The following is a 20,726-nucleotide window of genomic DNA, read 5'->3' on the forward strand; positions in this document are numbered from 1 at the left end:
TTTATTTGGACATAGTGAATTTGTTCATTATTGCGATTTTAATTGCTGCCACTGCTTTTTTTGTAGCATCGGAGTTCGCAATTGTTAAAATTCGAAGTTCCCGCATTAATCAGCTGATTGAAGAAGGAAATAAACAGGCATTATCAGCTAAGAATGTAACGGATAACCTTGATGAATATTTATCAGCTTGCCAGCTGGGAATTACCATTACAGCGCTCGGCCTCGGCTGGCTTGGGGAGCCTGCAATCGGAAGGCTGCTTTATCCTGTTTTCAAAAGGTTTGACCTGCCAGGTTCAGGCGTTCAGTTCTTGTCTGTTGCAATTGCCTTTGCCATCATTACATTTCTGCACGTAGTGGTGGGGGAGCTTGCGCCAAAAACAGTAGCCATACAAAAAGCGGAGCGAATTACGCTTACCTTTTCAAAGCCGTTAATGGCATTTTACCGCCTCATGTATCCGGTGATCTGGGTGTTAAATGGCTCAGCACGGCTTCTCACGAGCTTCTTAGGTATGAAGCAGGTCTCAGAGCATGAGCTCGCACACAGCGAGGAAGAATTAAGGATTTTGTTATCTGAAAGCTATGAAAGCGGAGAGATCAATCAATCTGAATACAAATATGTGAACAAGATATTTAAATTTGATGATCGTATTGCGAAAGAAATTATGGTGCCCCGCACCCAAATCGTTTCACTTGATATTGAAGAGACGCTGCAGTCGCATCTGAAGATTATCAAAAGTGAAAAATATACAAGATATCCTGTCGTTGACGGCGACAAAGACCATATCATCGGTATGGTGAATATTAAAGAAATTTTTACGGACTTATTTCAATCAAAAAAAACCGAGCATTTTACATTGATAACTTATATTAGGCCTGTCATTCAAGTCATCGATTCTGTGCCGATTCAAGAACTGCTGCTTAAAATGCAAAAAGAGCATATTCACATGGCCATTCTTATTGATGAATACGGCGGAACTGCTGGGCTTGTAACAGTTGAAGATATATTAGAGGAAATCGTAGGCGAAATCAGAGATGAATTTGATGCTGATGAAGTGCCGCTTGTCCAGAAAATCACGGATGATCAGTATGTGATCGACGGAAAAGTATTAATAAGCGAACTGAACGATTTGTTTGGACTTGAAATGGATGACACAGATGTTGATACAATCGGCGGCTGGATGCTGACTGAAAAATACGATATCAAAAAAGGAGAAATGGTTGAATTCGGATCCTTTACGTTTAAAGTGAAGGACATGGAAAACCACCATATCCGCTATCTGGAAATGACTCGAAAAAAAAAGACGGATAGTTCCCCGCTTTTGCAGAAGGGAATCGCTGCCACACAATGAGATGCTTTTTCCAGCATCTTTTTTTGCGTAAAAATCAGCGTCTGAGGATAAAATAAGCCTGAATCTCATAATTAAAGGAGACCGTTAATATGACTCAATCAAAAGGCCAAAAGCAGAGACAATGGGACATCCGCAAAGAATCACAAAATGAGCATGGCAAAGTAAAGTCTTTTAAAGAGCTCGAACAGGAAGGCACGCAAAACAACAAAAAGTAGCCAGAAAAAAGGAATCCGAATATTGCGGATTCCTTCTCTTCGCTTACAATAATGTTTTGCGCTTCGTTGTCTAACTGATCCGTTCTGGCCGAGGAGTGTGCTTGCGCTTTTCTTATAAGATCCGTTCTGTTTCTTCTCTGCCGCATGCGTTCGCAAGCTTTTTCAGCTGTTTATTTAACATGGTTTTATCAAGGCTGAGCCAATCCTCCTGTTTAATACCTTCATAAATGTAGGCTGAAAATTCCCAAACCTCTTGTTTTATTTCATTCCGGTTCGTTTCTGCCACCAAAATTAATGCTTTCAGTACAGAAGCCATAACGGAGACATCCTCTTTTCCGTAGTGACGGATCTGATAAAAACTTTCATATAAGTAGTCGGTGAATGTTGGTTTAAGCAGAACAATCCTGATTTGATTCTGGCTGTCGCGATGATAAGGCGAAGGGGAATGATTTTTTCCGATCTTCGTCAAAATCTGGGCCAGGTGTTCCATACATGCAATCGCAGTCTCAGGGTCATTTTTCCCGGGAGCAATGCCTCTAAGCGCAATCTCGGCAATTTTTTGGATGCCGAACTCAATATCATTCTTGGACTCATGATCTGTGTTAAAGGTGATAAATTTAAGAAGTTCATCCTCATCTATAGACTCACTCTCTGATGAGACCAGCAGCAAAGGTGTATCCACATCGACATAATCCCCCTGATCTTTAGTAAACGAGATGACAAGCTGCTCTTTTTCCGCAAAGTCAATCAGTTCTGACAAGGCAATATCCTGAATGTAGCCTTCATACCTGCTTTTTACTTCAACTGTTTTTTCTTTATCTAATGAGAAATCTTCTTCAGGATCGTCTGTTCTTTTTTTGTCTTCTATAGAAGAAAGGGTTTCTTTTGTGATAGTGGAGATCACGTTGCCGACTTTTATCCATTCCGTCATATGGTGGATGAGAAAAACGAACATGCCGACACATATAAAGGCGACGATAATCGCCAGGGTCGGTACGATAAAATCGTTGCTTGTTTCATTTTCCCTCACTTGATTTAGCAGGACGAGGGAATAAATATAGCCTCCGATAAAAACTCCAAGCACCCGCTGAATTTTGGAATCTGAGTTGAAATTGTGCAACGTCCGCGGCGAAAAATTAGCAAGGAACGTTGTCAGGACGACAAGCACCGACGAAAACGTAATCGTTGTCATCGTTAAAAGCGAAGTCGAAGTAGCGCTGAGAATGGTATGAGCAAGTTCTTTATCTGTTAAAAAGACAGATGGAATATACTTGAAATAACCGTTTTCTGCAAGATATCTGTCTCCTGTTATACTCAGTACTGCAAGAATGAAAAAAAGAACGGCGTAGATTGCCGGTGTGATCCAAAAATTTGATTTCACTTTGACGAGAATCTTTTTAATAGGCATGAGCTGTCCCCCTGTATAAAATAGATTGAAGTGTCTGGCCGTTCGTGGTATAGTATGAACGGTAAAAAAATTGATAAATTCCGCGCAGTTTGTGCGGGAGAGGTTCTAGCACAACCCTCTATAAAAAACTAAGTATGAACTGTATCCGAGTGAGATATAGTTTTTAGTTGGGGATTTTACATGCTAGACACTTCTGAACATATCAGGGTGTCTTTTCTTATGCCGATTTTTAAATCGGGGTTGTGAAAGAATGCTCTCTTCGAATGAGGAGGACATATAGATGAAAAACGATAAAGCGCTTGTTGTATTCAGCGGCGGCCAGGATAGTACGACATGTTTATTTTGGGCCTTGAAGCAATTTAAAGAAGTGGAAGTTGTAACGTTTAATTATAACCAGCGCCACAAGCTTGAAATAGAAGTAGCAGAAACCATTGCAAATGAACTTGGAGTAAGGCACCATCTTTTGGATATGTCACTCTTAAATCAGCTGGCACCTAATGCTCTTACAAGAGATGATATTGAAATTGAACATAAGGAAGGCGAACTTCCTTCAACCTTTGTACCGGGCAGAAATCTTCTGTTCCTGACGTTTGCGTCTGTGCTTGCTAAACAGATCGGTGCAAAACATATCGTGACAGGAGTCTGTGAAACAGATTTCAGCGGATATCCCGATTGCCGCGATGTGTTCGTGAAATCATGCAACGTCACCATCAATTTAGCGATGGATGATCAATTTGTCATTCATACACCGCTAATGTGGATCGATAAAGCGGAAACTTGGAAGCTTGCAGATGAACTCGGTGCACTGGACTATGTAAGAGAAAAAACGCTCACATGCTACAACGGTATTATCGCAGAAGGCTGCGGAGAATGTCCAGCATGTCACTTAAGGAAAAAAGGGCTTGATGAATATTTGTCCGCAAAAGGAGGGGAGGCGCAATGATTCAGCAAATGTACCCGCAAACAATTCATCCTTACTCTTATGAACTGAACAAAGATATGCAGATATCTGCGGCTCACTACGTGCCGAATGATGAAGCAGGGAAATGCCGCCGTATCCATGGTCATACGTATTTTATTAATGTAACGGTTGCGGGAGATGAGCTTGATCAATCCGGGTTCCTCATAAATTTTGCCCATATCAAGGAGCTCGTGCACGACCGCTTTGACCATACAATTCTAAATGAAAATGAAGTGTTTGATGATCTTGATCCAAATAAATTTCCTACTACTGAAGTAGTGGCTCGCACGATTTATGAAATCATCCAGCAGCATTTGGATACACTGGGACACAAACCGAAATGTGTCGGTGTTTTTGTCCGCGAAACACCAACAAGCTACGTAATGTACCGTCCCAAGCAGGTGAAAAATGGATGAAAAAGTTTCCCGTTTTAGAAATTTTCGGCCCGACCATTCAAGGAGAAGGAATGGTTATTGGGCAAAAAACGATGTTTGTCCGTACGGCAGGCTGTGACTATTCATGCAGCTGGTGTGACTCTGCTTTCACTTGGGACGGATCCGCAAAAGATGACATTAGGCAATTAACAGCGGAAGAAATTTGGTCAGAGCTGTTCGAACTTGGCGGAAGCCATTTTTCTCACGTGACAATTTCAGGCGGAAATCCTGCTTTACTTGGGAATCTGAATGAACTGATTGATCTTCTTCACGAAAAAAAAGTAAAAGTTGCGATTGAAACACAGGGCAGCCGTCTGCAGCCTTGGTTTGATCAAATTGATGATTTGACCATTTCGCCAAAACCGCCGAGCTCAGGAATGAAGACTGACTTTGATAAATTGGATGAAATTGTTCGCTATTTAACGGAAAAAAAACGTCTCCATCATGCTAGTTTAAAAGTAGTTGTATTTGATGAGCAGGATTTGGAGTATGCGAAAATGGTTCACAAGAAATACCCGGAAATCATTTTTTATCTTCAGGTAGGAAATGATTTGGTCCAAGAACCGGATGATGGGAAATTAATAACTCATTTACTTACAAGATACGAGTGGCTGATCGACCGGGCAGTATCAGAAGAAGATTTAAACAATGCGCGCGTATTGCCGCAGCTGCACACCCTTGTTTGGGGAAACAAAAGAGGAGTTTAACTAAGAAAGGACGGCTGATTATGGCTGGAAGACAAGATTCAGAATTAACAGATGTAACATTGCTTGGAAATCAGGGAACAAATTATTTATTCGAATACAGCCCTGACATATTAGAATCATTTGATAATAAACACGAAAACCGCGATTATTTTGTGAAATTTAATTGCCCTGAATTTACGAGTCTTTGTCCAAAAACAGGACAGCCTGACTTTGCAACCATCTATATCAGCTATATTCCTGATAAAAAAATGGTTGAGAGCAAATCATTGAAGCTTTATCTATTCAGCTTCCGCAATCACGGAGACTTCCATGAAGACTGCATGAACATCATCATGAATGATCTGATTGACCTGATGGACCCTAGATATATTGAAGTGTGGGGCAAGTTTACTCCGCGAGGCGGAATATCAATTGACCCTTATACAAACTACGGAAAACCCGGCACAAAATATGAACAAATGGCTGAACACCGCATGATGAATCATGATATGTATCCGGAGAAAATCGACAATCGCTGATAAAAGCTGAAATTATTTTCAAGCATAATTTGCTTTTTAAAATAATACATGTTATATTTATTAAGAATTATTTTTGTTCGGTACGCAAGGAAAGAACAAGTGCTAAAACTTTTCACCTTTTGTTATCAATGAGAGCAAGGATAGTAACACAATGTATGCTAAAGCATACGAGGAGGCAACAACAATGGAACAAGGTACAGTAAAATGGTTTAACGCAGAAAAAGGTTTCGGATTCATCGAGCGCGAAGGCGGAGAAGACGTATTCGTTCATTTCTCAGCTATTCAAGGCGAAGGTTTCAAATCTTTAGACGAAGGCCAAGCAGTTACATTTGACGTAGAGCAAGGTCAACGCGGACCTCAAGCAACTAACGTTCAAAAAGCTTAATTTTAAGCTGACATATAAAACAGTCTCTTTTATAGAGGCTGTTTTTTTGTGTTCAATTTTATTTTCATTATAGCAAACCGAAAGTAAGGGTGAGTATAAGCGGTCAGAAAAGTGAAGAGTATGCGGGAGCAGTGAAGAAAGCCAATACAGATGATTACATAAAATAAATAAAATAAGAAACACTACAAATTGTACGTTAATAAATCAAATGAAAGAAGGAATCAAAAAATGACAGTAGGAGCACAAGTTAAGCAAACAATCGCTGGATTAAAAAGTGCACAAGCCAGTTTAGAAACCTTTGCACTTGCTACCGATAATCAACAAGCTAAACAGCTTTACCAACAAGCCGCTCAACAAACACAGGCTGTGGTTGACAGTATCTCTCCGCGTCTTCAGGAAATCGAACAAGAAGAACCTCAATATAATCAACAATAAATAGGCGAGACAAAAGGTTGGTTGGCTGTTAACCAACCTTTCTCTTCTTAAATAATGAAAAAACATGAGGTGATTTCATGAACAAAACAATTAAATTAATCATTTTTCTTTTATTACTAACAGCCATCGGACTAAGCTCAGGATGCAACGGAAATCTGAATCAGCAAGTGTCTGAAAATAATGATATGAATATCAAATATGTACATACAAGCGGGCCAATTGATCAAACAGTTGCCAATCAATCAAAAGAAAAAGTAGTAAAAAAAGAGGAGATTTCGTCTGTAAAAGCTGTGAATACAGATAAGGAGCTGTTATTGGCTGTAAAAGTCCACCAATTTGATCGGTTTCGATTAAAGAGCATCAAAAAGAAACTGAAGCTAGACTTAGAAAAAATGCATCCCGAGTATAAAATCTTCGTTTCGACTGATCAAAAAATATATTTGGAACTGGAACAATTAGAACAAAAACTGCAAAAAGATCATACCCAAATGAAATCATTAAAAAAAGATTTCGATAAAATTAAAAGTCTTATGAAGGAAAAAGCATGATGAAAGAGGGGCAGGCATGTCTAATAAGCAAAAGAAACAATTAACACCTGTACAACAAGAATATCAAACCCTTGAAAAGCAGCTAGAAACAAAAAGACCGGTTTTTAAAAATTGTATAAAGGCATTTTTAACGGGTGGATTCATTTGCTTGATCGGCCAATGTATTCAAATGTTTTATATTTATTATTTTGATTTTACTGACCAGACAGCTGGAAATCCGACAGTTGGTACGTTAATTTTCATCTCTATGCTTCTTACAGGTTTTGGAGTCTATGATCGAATCGCACAATTTGGAGGGGCTGGTTCTGCTGTTCCGGTTACGGGCTTTGGAAACGCAGTCATATCCGCAGCCATTGAACATCGAACTGAAGGGTTTGTGCTGGGTGTAGGCGGTAATATGTTTAAATTAGCCGGCTCTGTCATCTTGTTCGGTACTTTTTCCGCGTTTGTGATTGCTACAATCAAAACCATTCTTATCCAGTGGGGTGGCTTGTAATGTTAATGGGCCATCGTACGTGGATATTTGAGAACAAACCGGTCATTCTCTCCACTGGAACTGTCGGCGGACCGTTTGAAGCAGAAGGGTTACTGGCTGAAGATTTTGATCTTCTTCATTCCGATTTATGGTTAGAACAAGATTCCTACGAAAAAGCCCATAAAGTACTAATTGAAGAAGCCAGTCAAAGAGCAATTGAAAAAGCTGGTCTTCAAAAGGAGCAAATTCAGTTTTTCCTTGGAGGAGACCTTATTAATCAAATTACTCCTACAAGCTTTGCGTGCCGGACATTAGGGACACCATATCTTGGGTTGTTTGGTGCCTGTTCGACCTCAATGGAGGGACTCGCTCTTGGCGCCTATCTAGTTAACACCAAAGGAGCCAAATATTTATTAACTGGAGCTTCAAGCCATAACACTGCTGTTGAAAAACAGTTTCGTTATCCGACTGAGTACGGCGGACAGAAACCGCCTACAGCCCAATGGACTGTAACTGGTGCAGGAGTTGCTTTGTTAGGTCAATCAGGAGAGGGCCCTCGTGTTACATCTGCTACGATTGGCCGTGTCATTGATATGGGAATGACCGATCCATTTAACATGGGTGGTGCAATGGCTCCCGCTGCGGTTGATACGATTGAGGCTCATTTAACAGAACGAAATCTAGATCCCTCCTACTATGATTTGATTGTAACAGGAGATCTTGGTCAAATTGGCCACGAAGTTTCACTTGATTTATTTAAAAAACATGGAACCCCAATAAATGAAAAACAGTATCAGGACTGTGGAATGATGATCTACCGGGAAGGGCAGCCAGTACTCGCTGGAGCCAGCGGGCCGGCATGTTCGGCAACGGTCGTATATGGTCACTTATTAAACCGGATGAAAAAAGGTGAGTTTAAACGCATATTGGTTGCAGCGACTGGTGCTCTATTATCGCCTTTAAGCTTTCAGCAAAATGAAACGATTCCTTGTATAGCTCATGCAGTGTCGATAGAATACGGAGGTGAATAACGATCATGATTTTCTTTTGGGCTTTTGTCGTAGGCGGTTTGATTTGCGTAGTTGGGCAAATTATGTTTGATGTGTTTAAACTCACACCTGCTCACACATTAAGTACATTCGTTGTCATTGGTGCCATTCTTGATGGATTTGGTTTATATGAACCGTTTATCGATTTTGCAGGAGCAGGAGCTACGGTTCCGATTACGAGTTTCGGAAATTCCCTTGTGCATGGCGCGATGGAAGAAGCTGAAAAACATGGATTAGTCGGTGTAATATCGGGAATGTTTGAAGTGACAAGTGCCGGTATTTCTGCTGCCATCATTTTCGGAATGATTGGCGCCATGCTTTTTAAACCTAAAGGATAAGGAGGATCCGTAATGACCATCGCATCAGATGTAAAACAATGTTTTGCTCAGCTAAAAGGTATTGAGGCTGATCTATCAAGTTTAGCGTTACGGACTCAAGCTAATGAATCAAAACGTACATTACATGAAACCATGATGATCGTGCATGAAATATCTGCAGATTTAAAAAAGCGAATTGGGGAATTGGAGCGAGAAGAGTCTCAATATAAAGGTTTTTAGGATAAACCATTCTTAAACAGGAGGTGTTAAACAGTGCCTGAGTGGTTAGATGTAGTAGTACGGGCATTATTATTTGTAGTTGTCTTATTTCTAATTACAAAATGGTTAGGTAAAAAGCAGCTTTCCGAACTTTCATTTTTTGAATATGTCACTGGCATAACAATTGGAAGTATTGCAGGAGAAGTTGTTATGGGTCTTGAAAAGAACATGTTTAACGGGATAATCGGAATCTTGATCTTCGCTTCAATGCCTTTTTTAGCAGGTTTGATTTCTTTAAAAAGCAAAGTTTTTCGCGATTTTATAGAAGGGAAAGCAACCGTTTTTATTAAAGATGGGAAAATCATGGAAGATAACTTAAAAAAGGAAAAATACACAACTGATGAGTTGCTGGAATTGCTTCGAAAGAAGGATGTCTTCCAGGTGGCTGATGTGGAATTTGCGTTATTAGAGCCGACCGGGGAATTAAGTGTTTTATTAAAAAAAGAAAATCAGCCTTTAACTCCGAAAGTTGTAAACTTAAATGTTGCTTCCATTAAGGAACCCCAGAGCGTCATTATGGATGGAGAAATCTTAGATGAGCCGCTGTCTACTAGTGGCCGAAGCAGAAATTGGCTGAAAACTGAACTGGAAAAACTGGGAGTTACCATTGAAAATGTTTTTCTTGGACAGGTAGATTCTTACGGTCAATTAACCGTTGACCTCTTTGATGATAAACTTCAAGTCCCATCTCCTCAAGAAAAACCATTAGTTTTCGCCGCAATGAAAAAATGTCAGGCGGACTTAGAGTTATTTGCACTTGGAACTGAATCAACTGAGGCAAAGCAAATGTATAGTGAAAATAGTAAAAAATTACAAGAAGCTATAGACAAATTAAGTCCTATTTTAAAAAGTTAAGATAACATTTCATCGAAATAGTGATATTCAGAATGATGAAAGCATCGCTTTTCCTTAACAATCATGAATGAATAGTCAAAAAATGTAACGCTGCTATTGAAGCTTTTCTTAAAAACTGGTTCTTAAGAGAAGCGCACTCCTGATATAGTGGAATGTGCTTTTTTCCAGATGTAATTAATAACCTGTTTAAACCTTGAATCTCTTAAAGCAGCACCTAACTTAGAGGGAATTCATTTTCCCGATTTTTACATATTTCCCGCTTTGAAGGGAAATTTATGTGTAACAATATAGTCAGGAGACATTATTATGAACTACAAAGTATTTAAGACAATCAATCAGCTTTCCGGACGTTGTTCTCCAATTGACTGGCTGATGATATTGATATCAAATAAGATTCGTTACGTGTTTATTTTTGTTTTAATTTTCATGCGATTTAGTAAATCTTACAAAAAAGTGTCACAAAAAGCGGTGATATCAGCGGGGATGACTTTATTTATTCATATTTTGATAAAAATGGTGTATTTTAAACCGCGGCCGTTTGTGAAACGACAGGTCGGCATACTCATTCCTTCAAAAATGGATTCTTCATTTCCAAGTAAACATACGCTGCTTGTATTTGCTGTATCTACTACTATCTTTCTTTATAATCGTATCTTTGGTTCAATCATGTGGGTATTATCTTTGTTGACTGGCTTCTCGCGTATTTGGGTAGGACATCATTATCCATCTGATATTATCGGAAGTGCTTTTATTGCGACTATGACAAGTATTCTGTTAGATAAAATTTCCAGTTGCACAAACTATTTTGTCCGTCGATAGCTGCTGAATTTAAGTAGAAATAATGTGTGATTATTATTTTCTTTTTTAAAAAATTAAAAATTCTAACTCCAAGACCGAATAAAAGACGCCCGCATCTTTCCTCTATTCTTTCTGCCAAACATCTTTAACAAGTTTTTCCTTCTCTTTTAATACAATAGCGCAGGTATCCTTTTGAAAGGACAAGCGTTTTTTATATAGAGAGGATGAACAGCCAGAAAACCTTAAAACTTAAAAACCCCCGCTCAAAACCTTGAGCGGGGGGAGGTATCATGTTACAAGCTTTGTTAAATGGTTGCTTTCATTTTAGCACAGGTTTGCAGGATTACCTAATAAAAAGTGATTATTTATTATTTACGTCCAGATTGATGATTTGATACGGGTGGCTTGCTGGTTTTAGGCTTTAAATTCTTTAGCCTGCTTTTTATATAGTCCTTCAGCATGTCACGCTTGCGTTTCTGACGCTTGTCTCGGTTCTTCATAATGTCACCATCCTATTTCATAGAAATATGGCCTTACTTTTATTATAACTCGAAACCTGGCGGGACAACATGCTTTTACTTAAATTCAAATTCATTCTCGCCTTCCATGCGGTTAGCCTTGCGTACATACGAATAAAAAAGCTCCATTGCTTCTGTTTTAAATGCCTTTGACAGTTCTTCTGAGAAATAAAGATCTGGATTCAGCTCATAATGAGGTGTGACGATCTTCAATTCGGTCTTTTCATTCTGAATGTAATGATGGGTTAAGAGATTTGAAGGTATCTGTATTCTTTTTGCCATGATCAGCACCGCTCTCTGGTCAGTAGTGAAATGCATTACGTTTAGTTTATCATAGAAGGAAGAATATTATTGAACAGGAGATCAAAGATGGAGACTTTTACTCAAAGAGCGTTATTAATTATAAAATCAATTCCAGCCGGAAAAGTGATGACATATGGACAAGTTGCGCGGTGCGCCGGTCAGCCAAGAGGAGCGCGGCAGGTTGTCCGCATTCTTCATTCGATGAGCGGAAAGCATCTTCTGCCATGGCATCGTGTCATAAATTCCAAGGGGGAAATCGGAATAAAGGAGACGGAAGCCGGCAGACTGCAAAAAAAATTATTAGAAGATGAAGGCATCTCTTTTATCGATGAATATCGAATCCATCTTGAGGATTGGATCTATGATGCCGGGATGGATGCTGCTGACTGGTAAAAGAGCTAAATTCACTGTTTAATCCTTATTCGGGGAATTAAAACTTTTCGGTTGACCGCTGTCTTATAATGATGTAATATACTACTACAAGCTGCATTGTACGTAATGATAATTAAGTTTTAACCTTTAAGCTGTAATAGGGAGTTTTATATCGCATCTGAAATGTCATGCCTCCATTAGCAGAGGAAGACAGGAAAGCTGCTGCAAACACCCACTTTGAGAAGTGGTGGTTTAAAACTTTCTTACGTAAGTTACGGCAATTGTGGCTTCTTTCTTTATTCATTTAAAACCAGTTCCTACCTCAGGAGCTGGTTTTTTTGATATTTTGCAATCATTAGGTTTATATGGCTAAAAACAAGGATTTTTTAGAATGAACTCGTAGATCAGTCTCTTTCCCCGTAGATCATCTCAGCAGAACCCTCAGGATCCATATTCAGCAAATCTCCCGAATTAAATGCACCCCATTATTTTTAGGAGAATTTACATCAGAAGATACTTCAAACGCCTCCATTTGTGTTTGGTCAAAGGGCTTCAAAAACTGATGAAGATAATCAGGATCATGATTAGATGGGTCAAGCCAGCTTGCTTCGTCTTCGGGCTTCAGAATAACGGGCATTCTGTCGTGAATGGAGCTCATCAGCTCATTTGGTTCGGTTGTGATCACGGTGCAGGAATAGATGGTTTTGCCATTTGGCGATTTCCATGATTCCCATAAGCCCGCCATACCGAAGGGCTCATCTGATTTCATTTTAATTCTCATCGGTGTTTTGCCGTTTTCATGCCGTTTCCATTCATAGAATGAATCGGCAAGAACAAGACATCTTTTATTCCTGAAAGCATGTCTGAAACTTGGTTTATCGGCTAATGTTTCTGCTCTGGCATTGATTGTTTTATATCCGAATTTTTCATCCTTTGCAAAAGGAGGGATGAGCCCCCATTTTAATAACCCCATTCGATTTTGAGTGCCATCGTTAATCACTGAAAGTACTTCGTGGGAAGGAGCGATGTTGTAGCTGTATACATACTCATCTTCATCAATGGCTGCGCCTATATGAAATCGATCTACAAGATCTGAATACTCTGCGAATAAGGTGTATCTGCCGCACATGGACATTCTCCTTTTTAAGTAAAATGATACCGTTATCATTCCCTTTAGACAAGGAGAAAAAAGATGTCGTATAATAAAAACTAAAAAGGAGAGATCTGTGGTGCATTTAAAGAGATTAAGCTTTGTCCCTGATTATGAGAAGCAGGAGTATCCTTATGGACTTCCGCTGTTTAAAGAAACTCTTACACTGTCGTTCGATGCACCGGTAACAATTCTTGCAGGTGAAAATGGGAGCGGTAAGTCAACACTGCTTGAAGCAATAGCCGAGCATTCAGGTTTAATCCGCATTGCATCAGCAGATGATGACGATTTAAATGACGAAATCAGGAGATTTTCCCGCCAGTTAAAGCTTTCATGGAGTGCAAAAACAAAAAAAGGTTTTTATTTAAAGGCAGATGACTTTATGACTTATGCCCGCAACGTCACGCACATGAGAGCAGAGGCAGCAAAAAGGCTTGAGGAAGTAGAAGATGAATACCGGGACAAATCGATTTTGGCCCGTCAGCTTGCTGCCTCTCCTTATCATAAAACGATCGGGGAAATTGAGGAACTTTACGGGAGAGGGTTAGACAACCGGTCACACGGAGAGAGATTTTTGGCGTTTTTTCAATCAAGATTTCGCCCAAACGGCTTTTATTTGCTTGATGAGCCAGAGAGTCCGCTCTCCCCGATGAAACAGCTGAGTTTAATCAGTATGCTGCTTGAAATGATCAAAGAGGGCTCTCAATTTATCATTGCGACGCATTCTCCTATCTTAATGGCTTTTCCAGATGCTGTTATTTATTCACTTGATGACTTGCCTTTAAAAAGCATTCAATATGATGATTTAGAACATGTCAGAATTACGAGAGAATTTCTGAATTCGCCTGAAAGATACCTTAAACACTTATGAGTATTTTGTCGAAATACGGACTAATAATTGACATTTTTCTAGTTCTTCCGTTTTGTTTTTTCCTCAATACACCAACACTCCCAACTTTTTCACGTATAGTGTGATGTATTACTATTACATGAGGAGGGGCAATATGAGGAAAAAGCTTATGGGATTGATTGGCGCATCTGTACTCAGTGTAAGTGTAATTTTTCCACTGAGCGGGGAAGCAGCACTTGGAGACAGAACACTTTCACAGGGTATGAGCCATTCAGATGTTAAAGAACTGCAGGAACATCTTTTATCAAAAAGTGTGTTCCCATATTTTGAAGAGACAGGCTATTATGGTCCAATTACAAAAGAAGCGGTGAAAGAATTTCAGGAAAAGAGCCGGATTCAGGTTGATGGAATCGCAGGTCCACAAACGAATCAAAAAATTAAAGTGTTGCGCTATGGCGATATGGGAAAACCAGTAATCAAGCTTCAGCGTCTGCTGAAAGAGTGGGGAGTATACACTGGTATTGTTGATGGAATTTACGGGAACGGCACGAAAAGTGCAGTAGCCAATTTCCAGCAGCAGCAAGGAATGAAAAGTGATGGTATCGCTGGACCGCAAACCTTTAGTAAGTTAAATCAAAAATCAAGCAGCGTTTCAGGCACTGTTAAAGAGTTAACGGTTACAAGCACGGCATATACGGCTTCTTGCGAAGGATGTTCAGGAGTTACGAAGATGGGTGTGGATTTAAAAAAATACCCTGATGCTAAAGTGATTGCCGTTGATCCGAACGTGATTCCAATTGGTTCAACAGTAGAAGTTGAAGGTTACGGAAAAGCGATTGCAGCTGATATTGGCGGTGCGATTACAGGCAACAAGATTGATGTCTTTATTGCAGGTCAAAGCAGTGCAATCAATTGGGGCAGAAAACCAGTGAACATTAAAGTTTATCAATAATAGATTACTAGATACATAGTAAATGGGAAATCCGCTGTAAGCAGCGGATTTTTGCTTTTTTAGAATGGCCGGCTGCAGATAAAAACAGGAACTTTAATGAGAGATTCAGGTGTGCGAGTTGAAAAGATGTTCTTTCTAATTGAAAAAAGATTCTTGCGAGTCGGAGATGTTTCGCGCTAATTGGATTTGTTTTTGCGAGCTGGATCCATCTGTACCTCATTATTGCAATCAATAGTTTGACAGCATCTGCTATAAAACGGTTAACGCTGCTAAAAAAGCATTATTAAGATTAAGAATGAGCAGCAATTCCTATTTAAAAAATGATTGTTTTCAGTGAATTCATACACCTTCATTGAGTACTTAAAACCATGGAGTTGACTTTATTGAGGACTCATACACCTTCATTGAGTACTCAGAACCATGGATTTGGCTTTTATGAGGACACATACACCTTCTTTGAGTACTCAAAACCATGGATTTGTCTTTTATGAGGACACATACACCTTCTTTGAGTACTCAAAACCATGAAGTTGACTTTTTTGAGGACTCATACACCTTCATTGAGTACTCAAAACCATGGAGTTGTCTTTTATGAGGACTCATACACCTTCTTTGAGTACTCAAAACCATGGAGTTGCTTTTTATGAGGACACATACACCTTCTTTGAGTACTCAAAACCATGGAGTTGCTTTTTTGAGGACACATACACCTTCTTTGAGTACTCAAAACCATGGAGTTGTCTTTTATGAGGACACATACACCTTCTTTGAGTACTCAAAACCATGGATTTGTCTTTTATGAGGACTCATACACCTACTTTGAGTACTCAAAACCATGAAGTTGACTTTTTTGAGGACTCATACACCTTCATTGAGTACTCAAAACCATGGAGTTGTCTTTTATGAGGACACATACACCTTCTTTGAGTACTCAAAACCATGGAGTTGCTTTTTATGAGGACACATACACCTTCTTTGAGTACTCAAAACCATGTAGTTGTCTTTTTGAGGACACATACACCTACTTTGAGTACTCAAAACCATGTAGCTGTCTTTTTTGAGGACACATACACCTTCATTGAGTACTAAAAACTATGTAGTTGTCTTTTTTGAGGACTCAGATCGTGTTCGGTCACCTAGCCAATTATCCAATCTCCCCTTTACTTTTCTATCAAAAGCTGCCAATTAGTGTTCAAGCTCCAGACTCATATAAATCTCATCCACATACCCATTCGCAATTTTCAGAGCTTCTTTGTATTCGCCGTATTGGATAAAGCCCAAAGATTCATATAACGCCTTGGCGCTTTGATTATCAACAGCCACCGCAAGATCAACTTTTTCAATGGCCGCATTTTCTTTAATTCTCTCAATAAGAGAGCCCAGTAATTTTTTTCCTAAGCCTTTGCCGCGCATAGCGGGGGAGATGTACATTCCAAGAATTTGGCCGCGGTGCTTCATTTTTTCAAGACTCTCCTGTTTGAACCCTGCGATGCCGGAAAGCTCTGAATCCATTAAAGCCCCCATAATAAACGCAGATTCTGAAGGGATTATCTCTTGGATTAATTCCTCAATTGATTTTTTCTTTTCCGATTCATAACTTGAAGCAAAGCTTGCAGGCAGCTCATTCAGGGCCTGCAGCCGCAGCGCCCGGTACTGCTCTGTGTCTTCCTCTGTCAGCAGCCGAAATTCCATATCAGCACCTCTCTTCCTTTTCCTAGAGTGAAAAATCATTTCCGGACATTTTTCCCGCTCCTTATCTGCCTTTCGGAGCTGACCTTGCAATTTTGTCTTTCTTATTTAGTATGGTTTCTTTTCATTAAAGCCATGTAAAATCCGAATTAAGGAAAAAATAAAACAGCCTGAAAGAGGATTCTCTTATCAGGCTGCTGTTTTTAAATCAATGAAGCTGTTCTTTTACAATTTTATAGTTTTTATGATTGACGACCGTCCGTCTCTCAAGATCTAAATCCCGGAAATTTTCCATATACGTCAAGTCTACAATCACTGAATTTTCATTAACTTTCTCCACGATGCCACGTAAACCGTCTCTGAATTCAATCACATTGCCAACTTTAGCGATTTTCATTTCCTCTCTCCTTCTCTATACAGATCCCCATTAGGACTATTTAACATTATTTTTTCAGTTAAGTAAAGGCTTTCAATCAAAATTGTGCAAGAATTTCGAAAAAGGGCCAAACAGATTAGGTGTAGAAGGGGAATTGAACATGTTATAGTAAGATAAAATTGAATTTGAAAGAGGCGAATTAGCTTGGTTTCTTCAGGTCTTGTCCTCGAAGGCGGAGGAATGCGCGGGGTTTATACCGCGGGAGTATTAGAATATTTTATGGAAAAAGATTTTTATTTCCCCTATGTAATCGGGGTTTCGGCAGGTGCCTGCATGGGCGCTTCATATATTTCAAGGCAAAAAGGAAGAAATAAAACGGTAAACATCAATTTCGCCAATCATAAGAGCTATTTATCGTTAGGGAATTTTATCCGCCATAAGCAGCTATTTGGAATGGACTTCATTTTTGATGAGATTCCAAACAAACTTGTTCCTTTTAACTTTGATGCCTTTTTAAAAAGCGATCAGACATTTTTAGTAGGAACAACAGACTGTAAGACAGGAGAGCCTGTTTACTATAATAAAAAGGATATCGGCAGTGATATTTTAACAATTTTGAGAGCCTCAAGCTCTCTTCCCTTCATTGCGCCAATGATTGATTACGAAGGCAGGAAGCTGCTTGACGGGGGGATTGTCGATTCGATTCCGATCAAAAAATCACAAGCAGACGGCAATGTCCGGAATGTGGTCATTTTAACCCGAAATGCTGGATACAGAAAGAAAAAGAGCAGCATGGAATGGATGGTCAGAAGATCATTCAGGGCATTTCCAATGCTTGCAGATGCCATGCTGAACCGCTATGAGCATTATAACCAGACGCTTGATTATATTGAGGAGCAGGAAAGGCTCGGCAATGTGTTTGTGATCCGTCCTACTAAAAAGCTCGAAGTTGACCGGATCGAAAGAAATCCGGTTAAACTTGAAAAGCTGTATGAGCAGGGTTTACAGGATGCAGAAGCATGTTTTGAAGCACTGCGTAAGTGGCAGGAGCCGCATCACGTCTTAACCTGAATAACCGCTTCAAACGTTTGAAGGAAGTTTCCTGGGGGAAAAGTACAATCATACTAAATAAAAGGTGTTGGTAAGAATGAACGTATTAATTGCAGGAGCTAACGGAAAAACAGGGAGACATATAATAGAACAAATTGCACGCGGAGGCGAGCATCGCGCCATCGCAATGGTGCGGGATCCAAAGCAGGAAAAAGAGCTAAAGAAGCTGGGTGCCCAAACCGTTGTCGGCGATCTTGAAGGAGATGTATCACATGCGGTTCATCTCGCTGATGCAGTCATTTTTGCAGCCGGATCAGGTTCAAAAACGGGACCTGATAAAACGATTTCAGTTGACCAGGAAGGGGCTAAAAACCTGATTGACGCAGCTAAGGAACATCGGATTCAGCATTTTGTCATGCTGAGTTCTATGGGGACAGATAATCCTTCAGCAGGTCCTGACTCAATGGAGCAGTATTTTAAGGCAAAGGCAATTGCAGATGAATATCTGCGCGGATCTGATCTCTCCTATACAATTGTGAGACCTGGTGCACTGACGGATGAAAGAGCAATAGGGAAGATTGAAGCGTCCCAAAAAATAGAGAACAAAGAAAACCGCAGCATTTCCCGTGAAGACGTGGCAGCAGTTTTGATTGCTTCACTTACTCATGAAGAAGTGAAAAACAAAACGTTTGAAATCCTCTCTGGTGAAACTGACATAGAGGAAGCATTAAAATTTATTTATTAAGACATGGACAAGCGGACTTCTCCTTAGTAAACTTGCATATATGAAAAGATTTGGGGGAAGTTCGTTCCATGGATAAACAATTGGCAAATGAGATGCTGGAATCTTTAAAGAATGGCGAAATGAATGAATATCATGTTCCAAAAGAAGTGTTCCTTACCTTTAGGACCGCTCTTGTTGAACGGGAGGATTTTAAGCATTTTCGCGGAATTGCCCAACAGGGCGGAAGTGTTGTATATAGGTATATGCAGGTTCCCCGGAGCTGAATTAGAAAAACGGCTGTCACTTGTGACAGCCGTTTTTCTTTTCCCGAATGGTTCAGACTTGTGATTCGTCTGGTAAGGCTTTGATCTTCTTTAATGCCTCTCTTCTCCATGATTTCACACTGGCCGCACTTACTTTTTCGCTCTCTGCAATTTCAGATGGCGTTTTCTTTTCAATGCAATAGCCAATCAGCCATTTCTGCTGCATCGGAGACAGGATATGACTATATGAGCGGACAATTTGCTCGTTTAACATTTCCTTAATAGGATCATCCTCCATCATCACATCGTTATGATGTTCACGAAGCTCCTCGTGTTCTTGCCTTCTGATTTGTTTGTTCATTTCATTAAGAAGCTGGCCTCTTATGCACTTATAAAGATAGGTGCTGAAGGTGCCTTTAGAATTGTCATAGGTTTTTGAAGCATTCCACAATGCGATAAGTCCAATTTGATGATATTCTTCCTGATTTTTTGTAATGTTCAAATGCTTAATGTGATAATAAATCATTTTTTGATACTGCTTTACAAGTTCTTCAAACCTTTTTTCTTCAATCATTTTCAAGTCTCCATTAAGGAGCGCTCCATTAAAGTATTCCGCGGTACGTTTATCATAAGAAAGGAATGTGAAATGGTAAAAGGAGAAAAGAACGTATTTCTCTATGGATAAAAGCTGCAAGTTTGCTGTTTATGCATGGGGAAATGTCCGCTATATTCTATTTCATTTTCTGAAAATGACGGATATGCCGTATTATTTTGAACATTGAATTGGTAATCCTTCCATTTTTTAAGCAATGATTCTGTTGAATAAAGCTGTTAGGCTATAACTTGTACTTCTAACAGACGAATCCGAATGAAAACTGGGAGGTTTACAAATGAAGAAAGCATTCTTTACTTTTACTATCATTTCTGCACTTACCTTTTCATTATTTGGGATTGAAAAAGCAGAGGCAGCAACAAAACACGAAGTTAAAACTGGTGATACTTTATGGCTGATCGGCAAAAAGTACGGAGTATCCATTAAAGAGATTCAATCCCTTAATCATAAAAGCGGTCAATTATTATATGTAGGCGAAAAATTACAGGTGCCTCAGTCGATTTCAGATGAAGATAAGGATTTATTGGCCCGCATCGTTCATGCTGAAGCAAAAGGTGAGCCGTATGCAGGAAAAGTAGCTGTGGCAACAGTTGTCTTAAACCGTGTGAAAGACGATCGTTTCCCGGATACAATCAGAGACGTTATTTATCAAAAGCAATCTGGCATTTACGCGTTTTCTCCAGTTGAAAACGGCTCAATTAATGAACCTGCTGATGAAGAAGCTGAAGAAGCGGTTCAAGAAGCCTTGGCATATGAGGGTATGGGAAATGATTCTGTCTATTTCTATAATCCTGTAACAGCTGAGAGCGACTGGATTCGAACTAGAGAAGTCACACTTACAATCGGAAGACACACATTTGCAAAATAAATAATGGCAGCTCCCGTCCTTTTGGATGGGAGTTTTTTTGTTGTTAGATCAGTGTTTGTCATTAGCCTTAACTGAACAAAGCTGCATCTTTAGCGGATTTTTAAAAATTTATATTGAACTTTTTTAATTTCACTTTCCTCTTTTCGCTAATAAATTTGGAAAACTTCCTGACTTATTGCAGCGTGCAGAAACTCTACAGTTTCTTCTGCCTGAATAATTTATAAAGCGGGAGGAAATATAAGGGAAAGTACGATCGTGAAGCGTG

At 39.5% G+C, this 20,726-nt stretch carries 29 protein-coding genes, 1 other RNA gene and 1 riboswitch; of the genes, 23 read left to right on the forward strand and 7 right to left on the reverse strand.

What is annotated here, in order from left to right; genetic code table 11:
- Positions 1-5 precede the first annotated feature (5 nt).
- Entirely contained in the window at positions 6-1,349 is a 1,344-nt protein-coding gene (locus K8L98_RS09075) for a hemolysin family protein (protein WP_223441511.1), read from the forward strand.
- An 89-nt stretch (positions 1,350-1,438) separates the two neighbouring features.
- Positions 1,439-1,564 carry a DUF6254 family protein gene (locus tag K8L98_RS09080; protein ID WP_223441513.1) on the forward strand — a complete coding sequence of 42 codons (126 nt, stop codon included), beginning with the start codon at positions 1,439-1,441 and terminating at the stop codon, positions 1,562-1,564.
- Between the two features lie 112 nt (positions 1,565-1,676).
- Here K8L98_RS09080 and K8L98_RS09085 read toward each other — a convergent pair whose 3' ends face one another.
- A complete protein-coding gene (locus K8L98_RS09085) occupies positions 1,677-2,972 on the reverse strand; it encodes a DUF2254 domain-containing protein (RefSeq protein ID WP_223441514.1) in 1,296 nt (431 codons plus the stop codon).
- A 93-nt stretch (positions 2,973-3,065) separates the two neighbouring features.
- Positions 3,066-3,110: riboswitch (PreQ1 riboswitch) on the forward strand.
- A gap of 142 nt (positions 3,111-3,252) precedes the next feature.
- Between K8L98_RS09085 and queC the strand changes: the two genes are divergently transcribed.
- The 13 genes from queC (at position 3,253) to K8L98_RS09150 (ending at position 10,754) form a co-directional block, all read left to right on the forward strand.
- Positions 3,253-3,915 carry a 7-cyano-7-deazaguanine synthase QueC gene (queC, locus tag K8L98_RS09090; protein ID WP_223441515.1) on the forward strand — a complete coding sequence of 221 codons (663 nt, stop codon included), beginning with the start codon at positions 3,253-3,255 and terminating at the stop codon, positions 3,913-3,915.
- Positions 3,912-4,349, forward strand: a complete 438-nt coding sequence (gene queD, locus K8L98_RS09095; RefSeq protein ID WP_223441516.1) for a 6-carboxytetrahydropterin synthase QueD — start codon at positions 3,912-3,914, stop codon at positions 4,347-4,349. Before queC ends, queD begins: the two co-directional genes overlap by 4 nt.
- Positions 4,346-5,074 carry a 7-carboxy-7-deazaguanine synthase QueE gene (gene queE / locus K8L98_RS09100; RefSeq protein WP_223441517.1) on the forward strand — a complete coding sequence of 243 codons (729 nt, stop codon included), beginning with the start codon at positions 4,346-4,348 and terminating at the stop codon, positions 5,072-5,074. Before queD ends, queE begins: the two co-directional genes overlap by 4 nt.
- A gap of 20 nt (positions 5,075-5,094) precedes the next feature.
- A complete protein-coding gene (gene queF / locus K8L98_RS09105) occupies positions 5,095-5,592 on the forward strand; it encodes a preQ(1) synthase (RefSeq protein WP_223441518.1) in 498 nt (165 codons plus the stop codon).
- 184 nt (positions 5,593-5,776) lie between these two features.
- Complete coding sequence (locus K8L98_RS09110; protein ID WP_070876230.1) at positions 5,777-5,977, forward strand: cold-shock protein; 201 nt, start codon at positions 5,777-5,779, stop codon at positions 5,975-5,977.
- A gap of 228 nt (positions 5,978-6,205) precedes the next feature.
- Positions 6,206-6,412, forward strand: coding sequence for a DUF1657 domain-containing protein (locus tag K8L98_RS09115; RefSeq protein ID WP_223441520.1), 207 nt, complete (start codon positions 6,206-6,208; stop codon positions 6,410-6,412).
- Positions 6,413-6,489: 77 nt separating this feature from the next.
- The gene (locus K8L98_RS09120) at positions 6,490-6,960 is read left to right on the forward strand and encodes a YhcN/YlaJ family sporulation lipoprotein (RefSeq protein WP_223441522.1); all 471 of its coding nucleotides are present in this window, start codon (positions 6,490-6,492) and stop codon (positions 6,958-6,960) included.
- 16 nt (positions 6,961-6,976) lie between these two features.
- Entirely contained in the window at positions 6,977-7,456 is a 480-nt protein-coding gene (spoVAC, locus tag K8L98_RS09125) for a stage V sporulation protein AC (protein WP_223441525.1), read from the forward strand.
- The gene (gene spoVAD, locus K8L98_RS09130) at positions 7,456-8,466 is read left to right on the forward strand and encodes a stage V sporulation protein AD (protein WP_223441527.1); all 1,011 of its coding nucleotides are present in this window, start codon (positions 7,456-7,458) and stop codon (positions 8,464-8,466) included. Before spoVAC ends, spoVAD begins: the two co-directional genes overlap by 1 nt.
- 5 nt (positions 8,467-8,471) lie before the next feature.
- The gene (gene spoVAE, locus K8L98_RS09135; RefSeq protein WP_223441529.1) at positions 8,472-8,822 is read left to right on the forward strand and encodes a stage V sporulation protein AE; all 351 of its coding nucleotides are present in this window, start codon (positions 8,472-8,474) and stop codon (positions 8,820-8,822) included.
- Between the two features lie 12 nt (positions 8,823-8,834).
- Entirely contained in the window at positions 8,835-9,041 is a 207-nt protein-coding gene (locus K8L98_RS09140) for a DUF1657 domain-containing protein (protein ID WP_154319593.1), read from the forward strand.
- A 33-nt stretch (positions 9,042-9,074) separates the two neighbouring features.
- Positions 9,075-9,935, forward strand: a complete 861-nt coding sequence (locus K8L98_RS09145; RefSeq protein WP_223441532.1) for a DUF421 domain-containing protein — start codon at positions 9,075-9,077, stop codon at positions 9,933-9,935.
- Positions 9,936-10,241: 306 nt separating this feature from the next.
- Entirely contained in the window at positions 10,242-10,754 is a 513-nt protein-coding gene (locus K8L98_RS09150; RefSeq protein WP_223441534.1) for an undecaprenyl-diphosphatase, read from the forward strand.
- A 347-nt stretch (positions 10,755-11,101) separates the two neighbouring features.
- Here the strand turns inward: K8L98_RS09150 and K8L98_RS26560 are convergent, their stop codons facing one another.
- Together K8L98_RS26560 and K8L98_RS09155 are read right to left on the reverse strand one after the other, a co-directional pair.
- Positions 11,102-11,233 (reverse strand): hypothetical protein, encoded by a 132-nt coding sequence (locus tag K8L98_RS26560; RefSeq protein WP_275976748.1) that lies wholly within the window; start codon positions 11,231-11,233, stop codon positions 11,102-11,104.
- 75 nt (positions 11,234-11,308) lie between these two features.
- Positions 11,309-11,533 carry a hypothetical protein gene (locus tag K8L98_RS09155; protein WP_223441537.1) on the reverse strand — a complete coding sequence of 75 codons (225 nt, stop codon included), beginning with the start codon at positions 11,531-11,533 and terminating at the stop codon, positions 11,309-11,311.
- An 87-nt stretch (positions 11,534-11,620) separates the two neighbouring features.
- Between K8L98_RS09155 and K8L98_RS09160 the strand changes: the two genes are divergently transcribed.
- Together K8L98_RS09160 and ssrS are read left to right on the forward strand one after the other, a co-directional pair.
- Entirely contained in the window at positions 11,621-11,947 is a 327-nt protein-coding gene (locus K8L98_RS09160) for an MGMT family protein (protein ID WP_223441540.1), read from the forward strand.
- Between the two features lie 85 nt (positions 11,948-12,032).
- Positions 12,033-12,220: non-coding RNA, 6S RNA (ssrS, locus tag K8L98_RS09165), on the forward strand.
- Between the two features lie 160 nt (positions 12,221-12,380).
- Here ssrS and K8L98_RS09170 read toward each other — a convergent pair.
- Positions 12,381-13,055: an SOS response-associated peptidase gene (locus K8L98_RS09170; protein ID WP_223441543.1), complete on the reverse strand. Its 675-nt coding sequence runs from the start codon at positions 13,053-13,055 to the stop codon at positions 12,381-12,383.
- 100 nt (positions 13,056-13,155) lie between these two features.
- Between K8L98_RS09170 and K8L98_RS09175 the strand changes: the two genes are divergently transcribed.
- Both K8L98_RS09175 and K8L98_RS09180 read left to right on the forward strand, forming a co-directional pair.
- On the forward strand, positions 13,156-13,947 hold the full coding sequence (locus K8L98_RS09175) for an AAA family ATPase (RefSeq protein ID WP_223441546.1): 792 nt from the start codon (positions 13,156-13,158) through the stop codon (positions 13,945-13,947).
- A 133-nt stretch (positions 13,948-14,080) separates the two neighbouring features.
- Positions 14,081-14,878: a peptidoglycan-binding protein gene (locus K8L98_RS09180; RefSeq protein WP_223441548.1), complete on the forward strand. Its 798-nt coding sequence runs from the start codon at positions 14,081-14,083 to the stop codon at positions 14,876-14,878.
- A gap of 1,185 nt (positions 14,879-16,063) precedes the next feature.
- Here the strand turns inward: K8L98_RS09180 and K8L98_RS09185 are convergent.
- A complete protein-coding gene (locus tag K8L98_RS09185; RefSeq protein ID WP_223441550.1) occupies positions 16,064-16,570 on the reverse strand; it encodes a GNAT family N-acetyltransferase in 507 nt (168 codons plus the stop codon).
- A 205-nt stretch (positions 16,571-16,775) separates the two neighbouring features.
- On the reverse strand, positions 16,776-16,964 hold the full coding sequence (locus K8L98_RS09190; RefSeq protein ID WP_029281718.1) for a YkvS family protein: 189 nt from the start codon (positions 16,962-16,964) through the stop codon (positions 16,776-16,778).
- A 183-nt stretch (positions 16,965-17,147) separates the two neighbouring features.
- On the opposite strand from K8L98_RS09190, the gene K8L98_RS09195 reads away from it, so the two are divergent.
- From K8L98_RS09195 to K8L98_RS09205, 3 genes are all read left to right on the forward strand, one after another.
- A complete protein-coding gene (locus K8L98_RS09195) occupies positions 17,148-18,014 on the forward strand; it encodes a patatin-like phospholipase family protein (RefSeq protein ID WP_223441551.1) in 867 nt (288 codons plus the stop codon).
- Positions 18,015-18,090: 76 nt separating this feature from the next.
- Positions 18,091-18,738, forward strand: a complete 648-nt coding sequence (locus K8L98_RS09200) for an SDR family oxidoreductase (protein WP_223441552.1) — start codon at positions 18,091-18,093, stop codon at positions 18,736-18,738.
- Between the two features lie 68 nt (positions 18,739-18,806).
- The gene (locus K8L98_RS09205) at positions 18,807-19,001 is read left to right on the forward strand and encodes a hypothetical protein (RefSeq protein ID WP_223441553.1); all 195 of its coding nucleotides are present in this window, start codon (positions 18,807-18,809) and stop codon (positions 18,999-19,001) included.
- Between the two features lie 52 nt (positions 19,002-19,053).
- Here the strand turns inward: K8L98_RS09205 and K8L98_RS09210 are convergent, their stop codons facing one another.
- Positions 19,054-19,554: a sigma-70 family RNA polymerase sigma factor gene (locus K8L98_RS09210; RefSeq protein WP_223441554.1), complete on the reverse strand. Its 501-nt coding sequence runs from the start codon at positions 19,552-19,554 to the stop codon at positions 19,054-19,056.
- A 316-nt stretch (positions 19,555-19,870) separates the two neighbouring features.
- Here K8L98_RS09210 and K8L98_RS09215 point away from each other — a divergent pair, with 316 nt between their 5' ends.
- The gene (locus tag K8L98_RS09215; RefSeq protein ID WP_223441555.1) at positions 19,871-20,461 is read left to right on the forward strand and encodes a cell wall hydrolase; all 591 of its coding nucleotides are present in this window, start codon (positions 19,871-19,873) and stop codon (positions 20,459-20,461) included.
- Positions 20,462-20,726: the final 265 nt, after the last annotated feature.

It is taken from the genome of Metabacillus dongyingensis (assembly GCF_019933155.2).
Lineage (GTDB): Bacteria > Bacillota > Bacilli > Bacillales > Bacillaceae > Bacillus_P > Bacillus_P dongyingensis.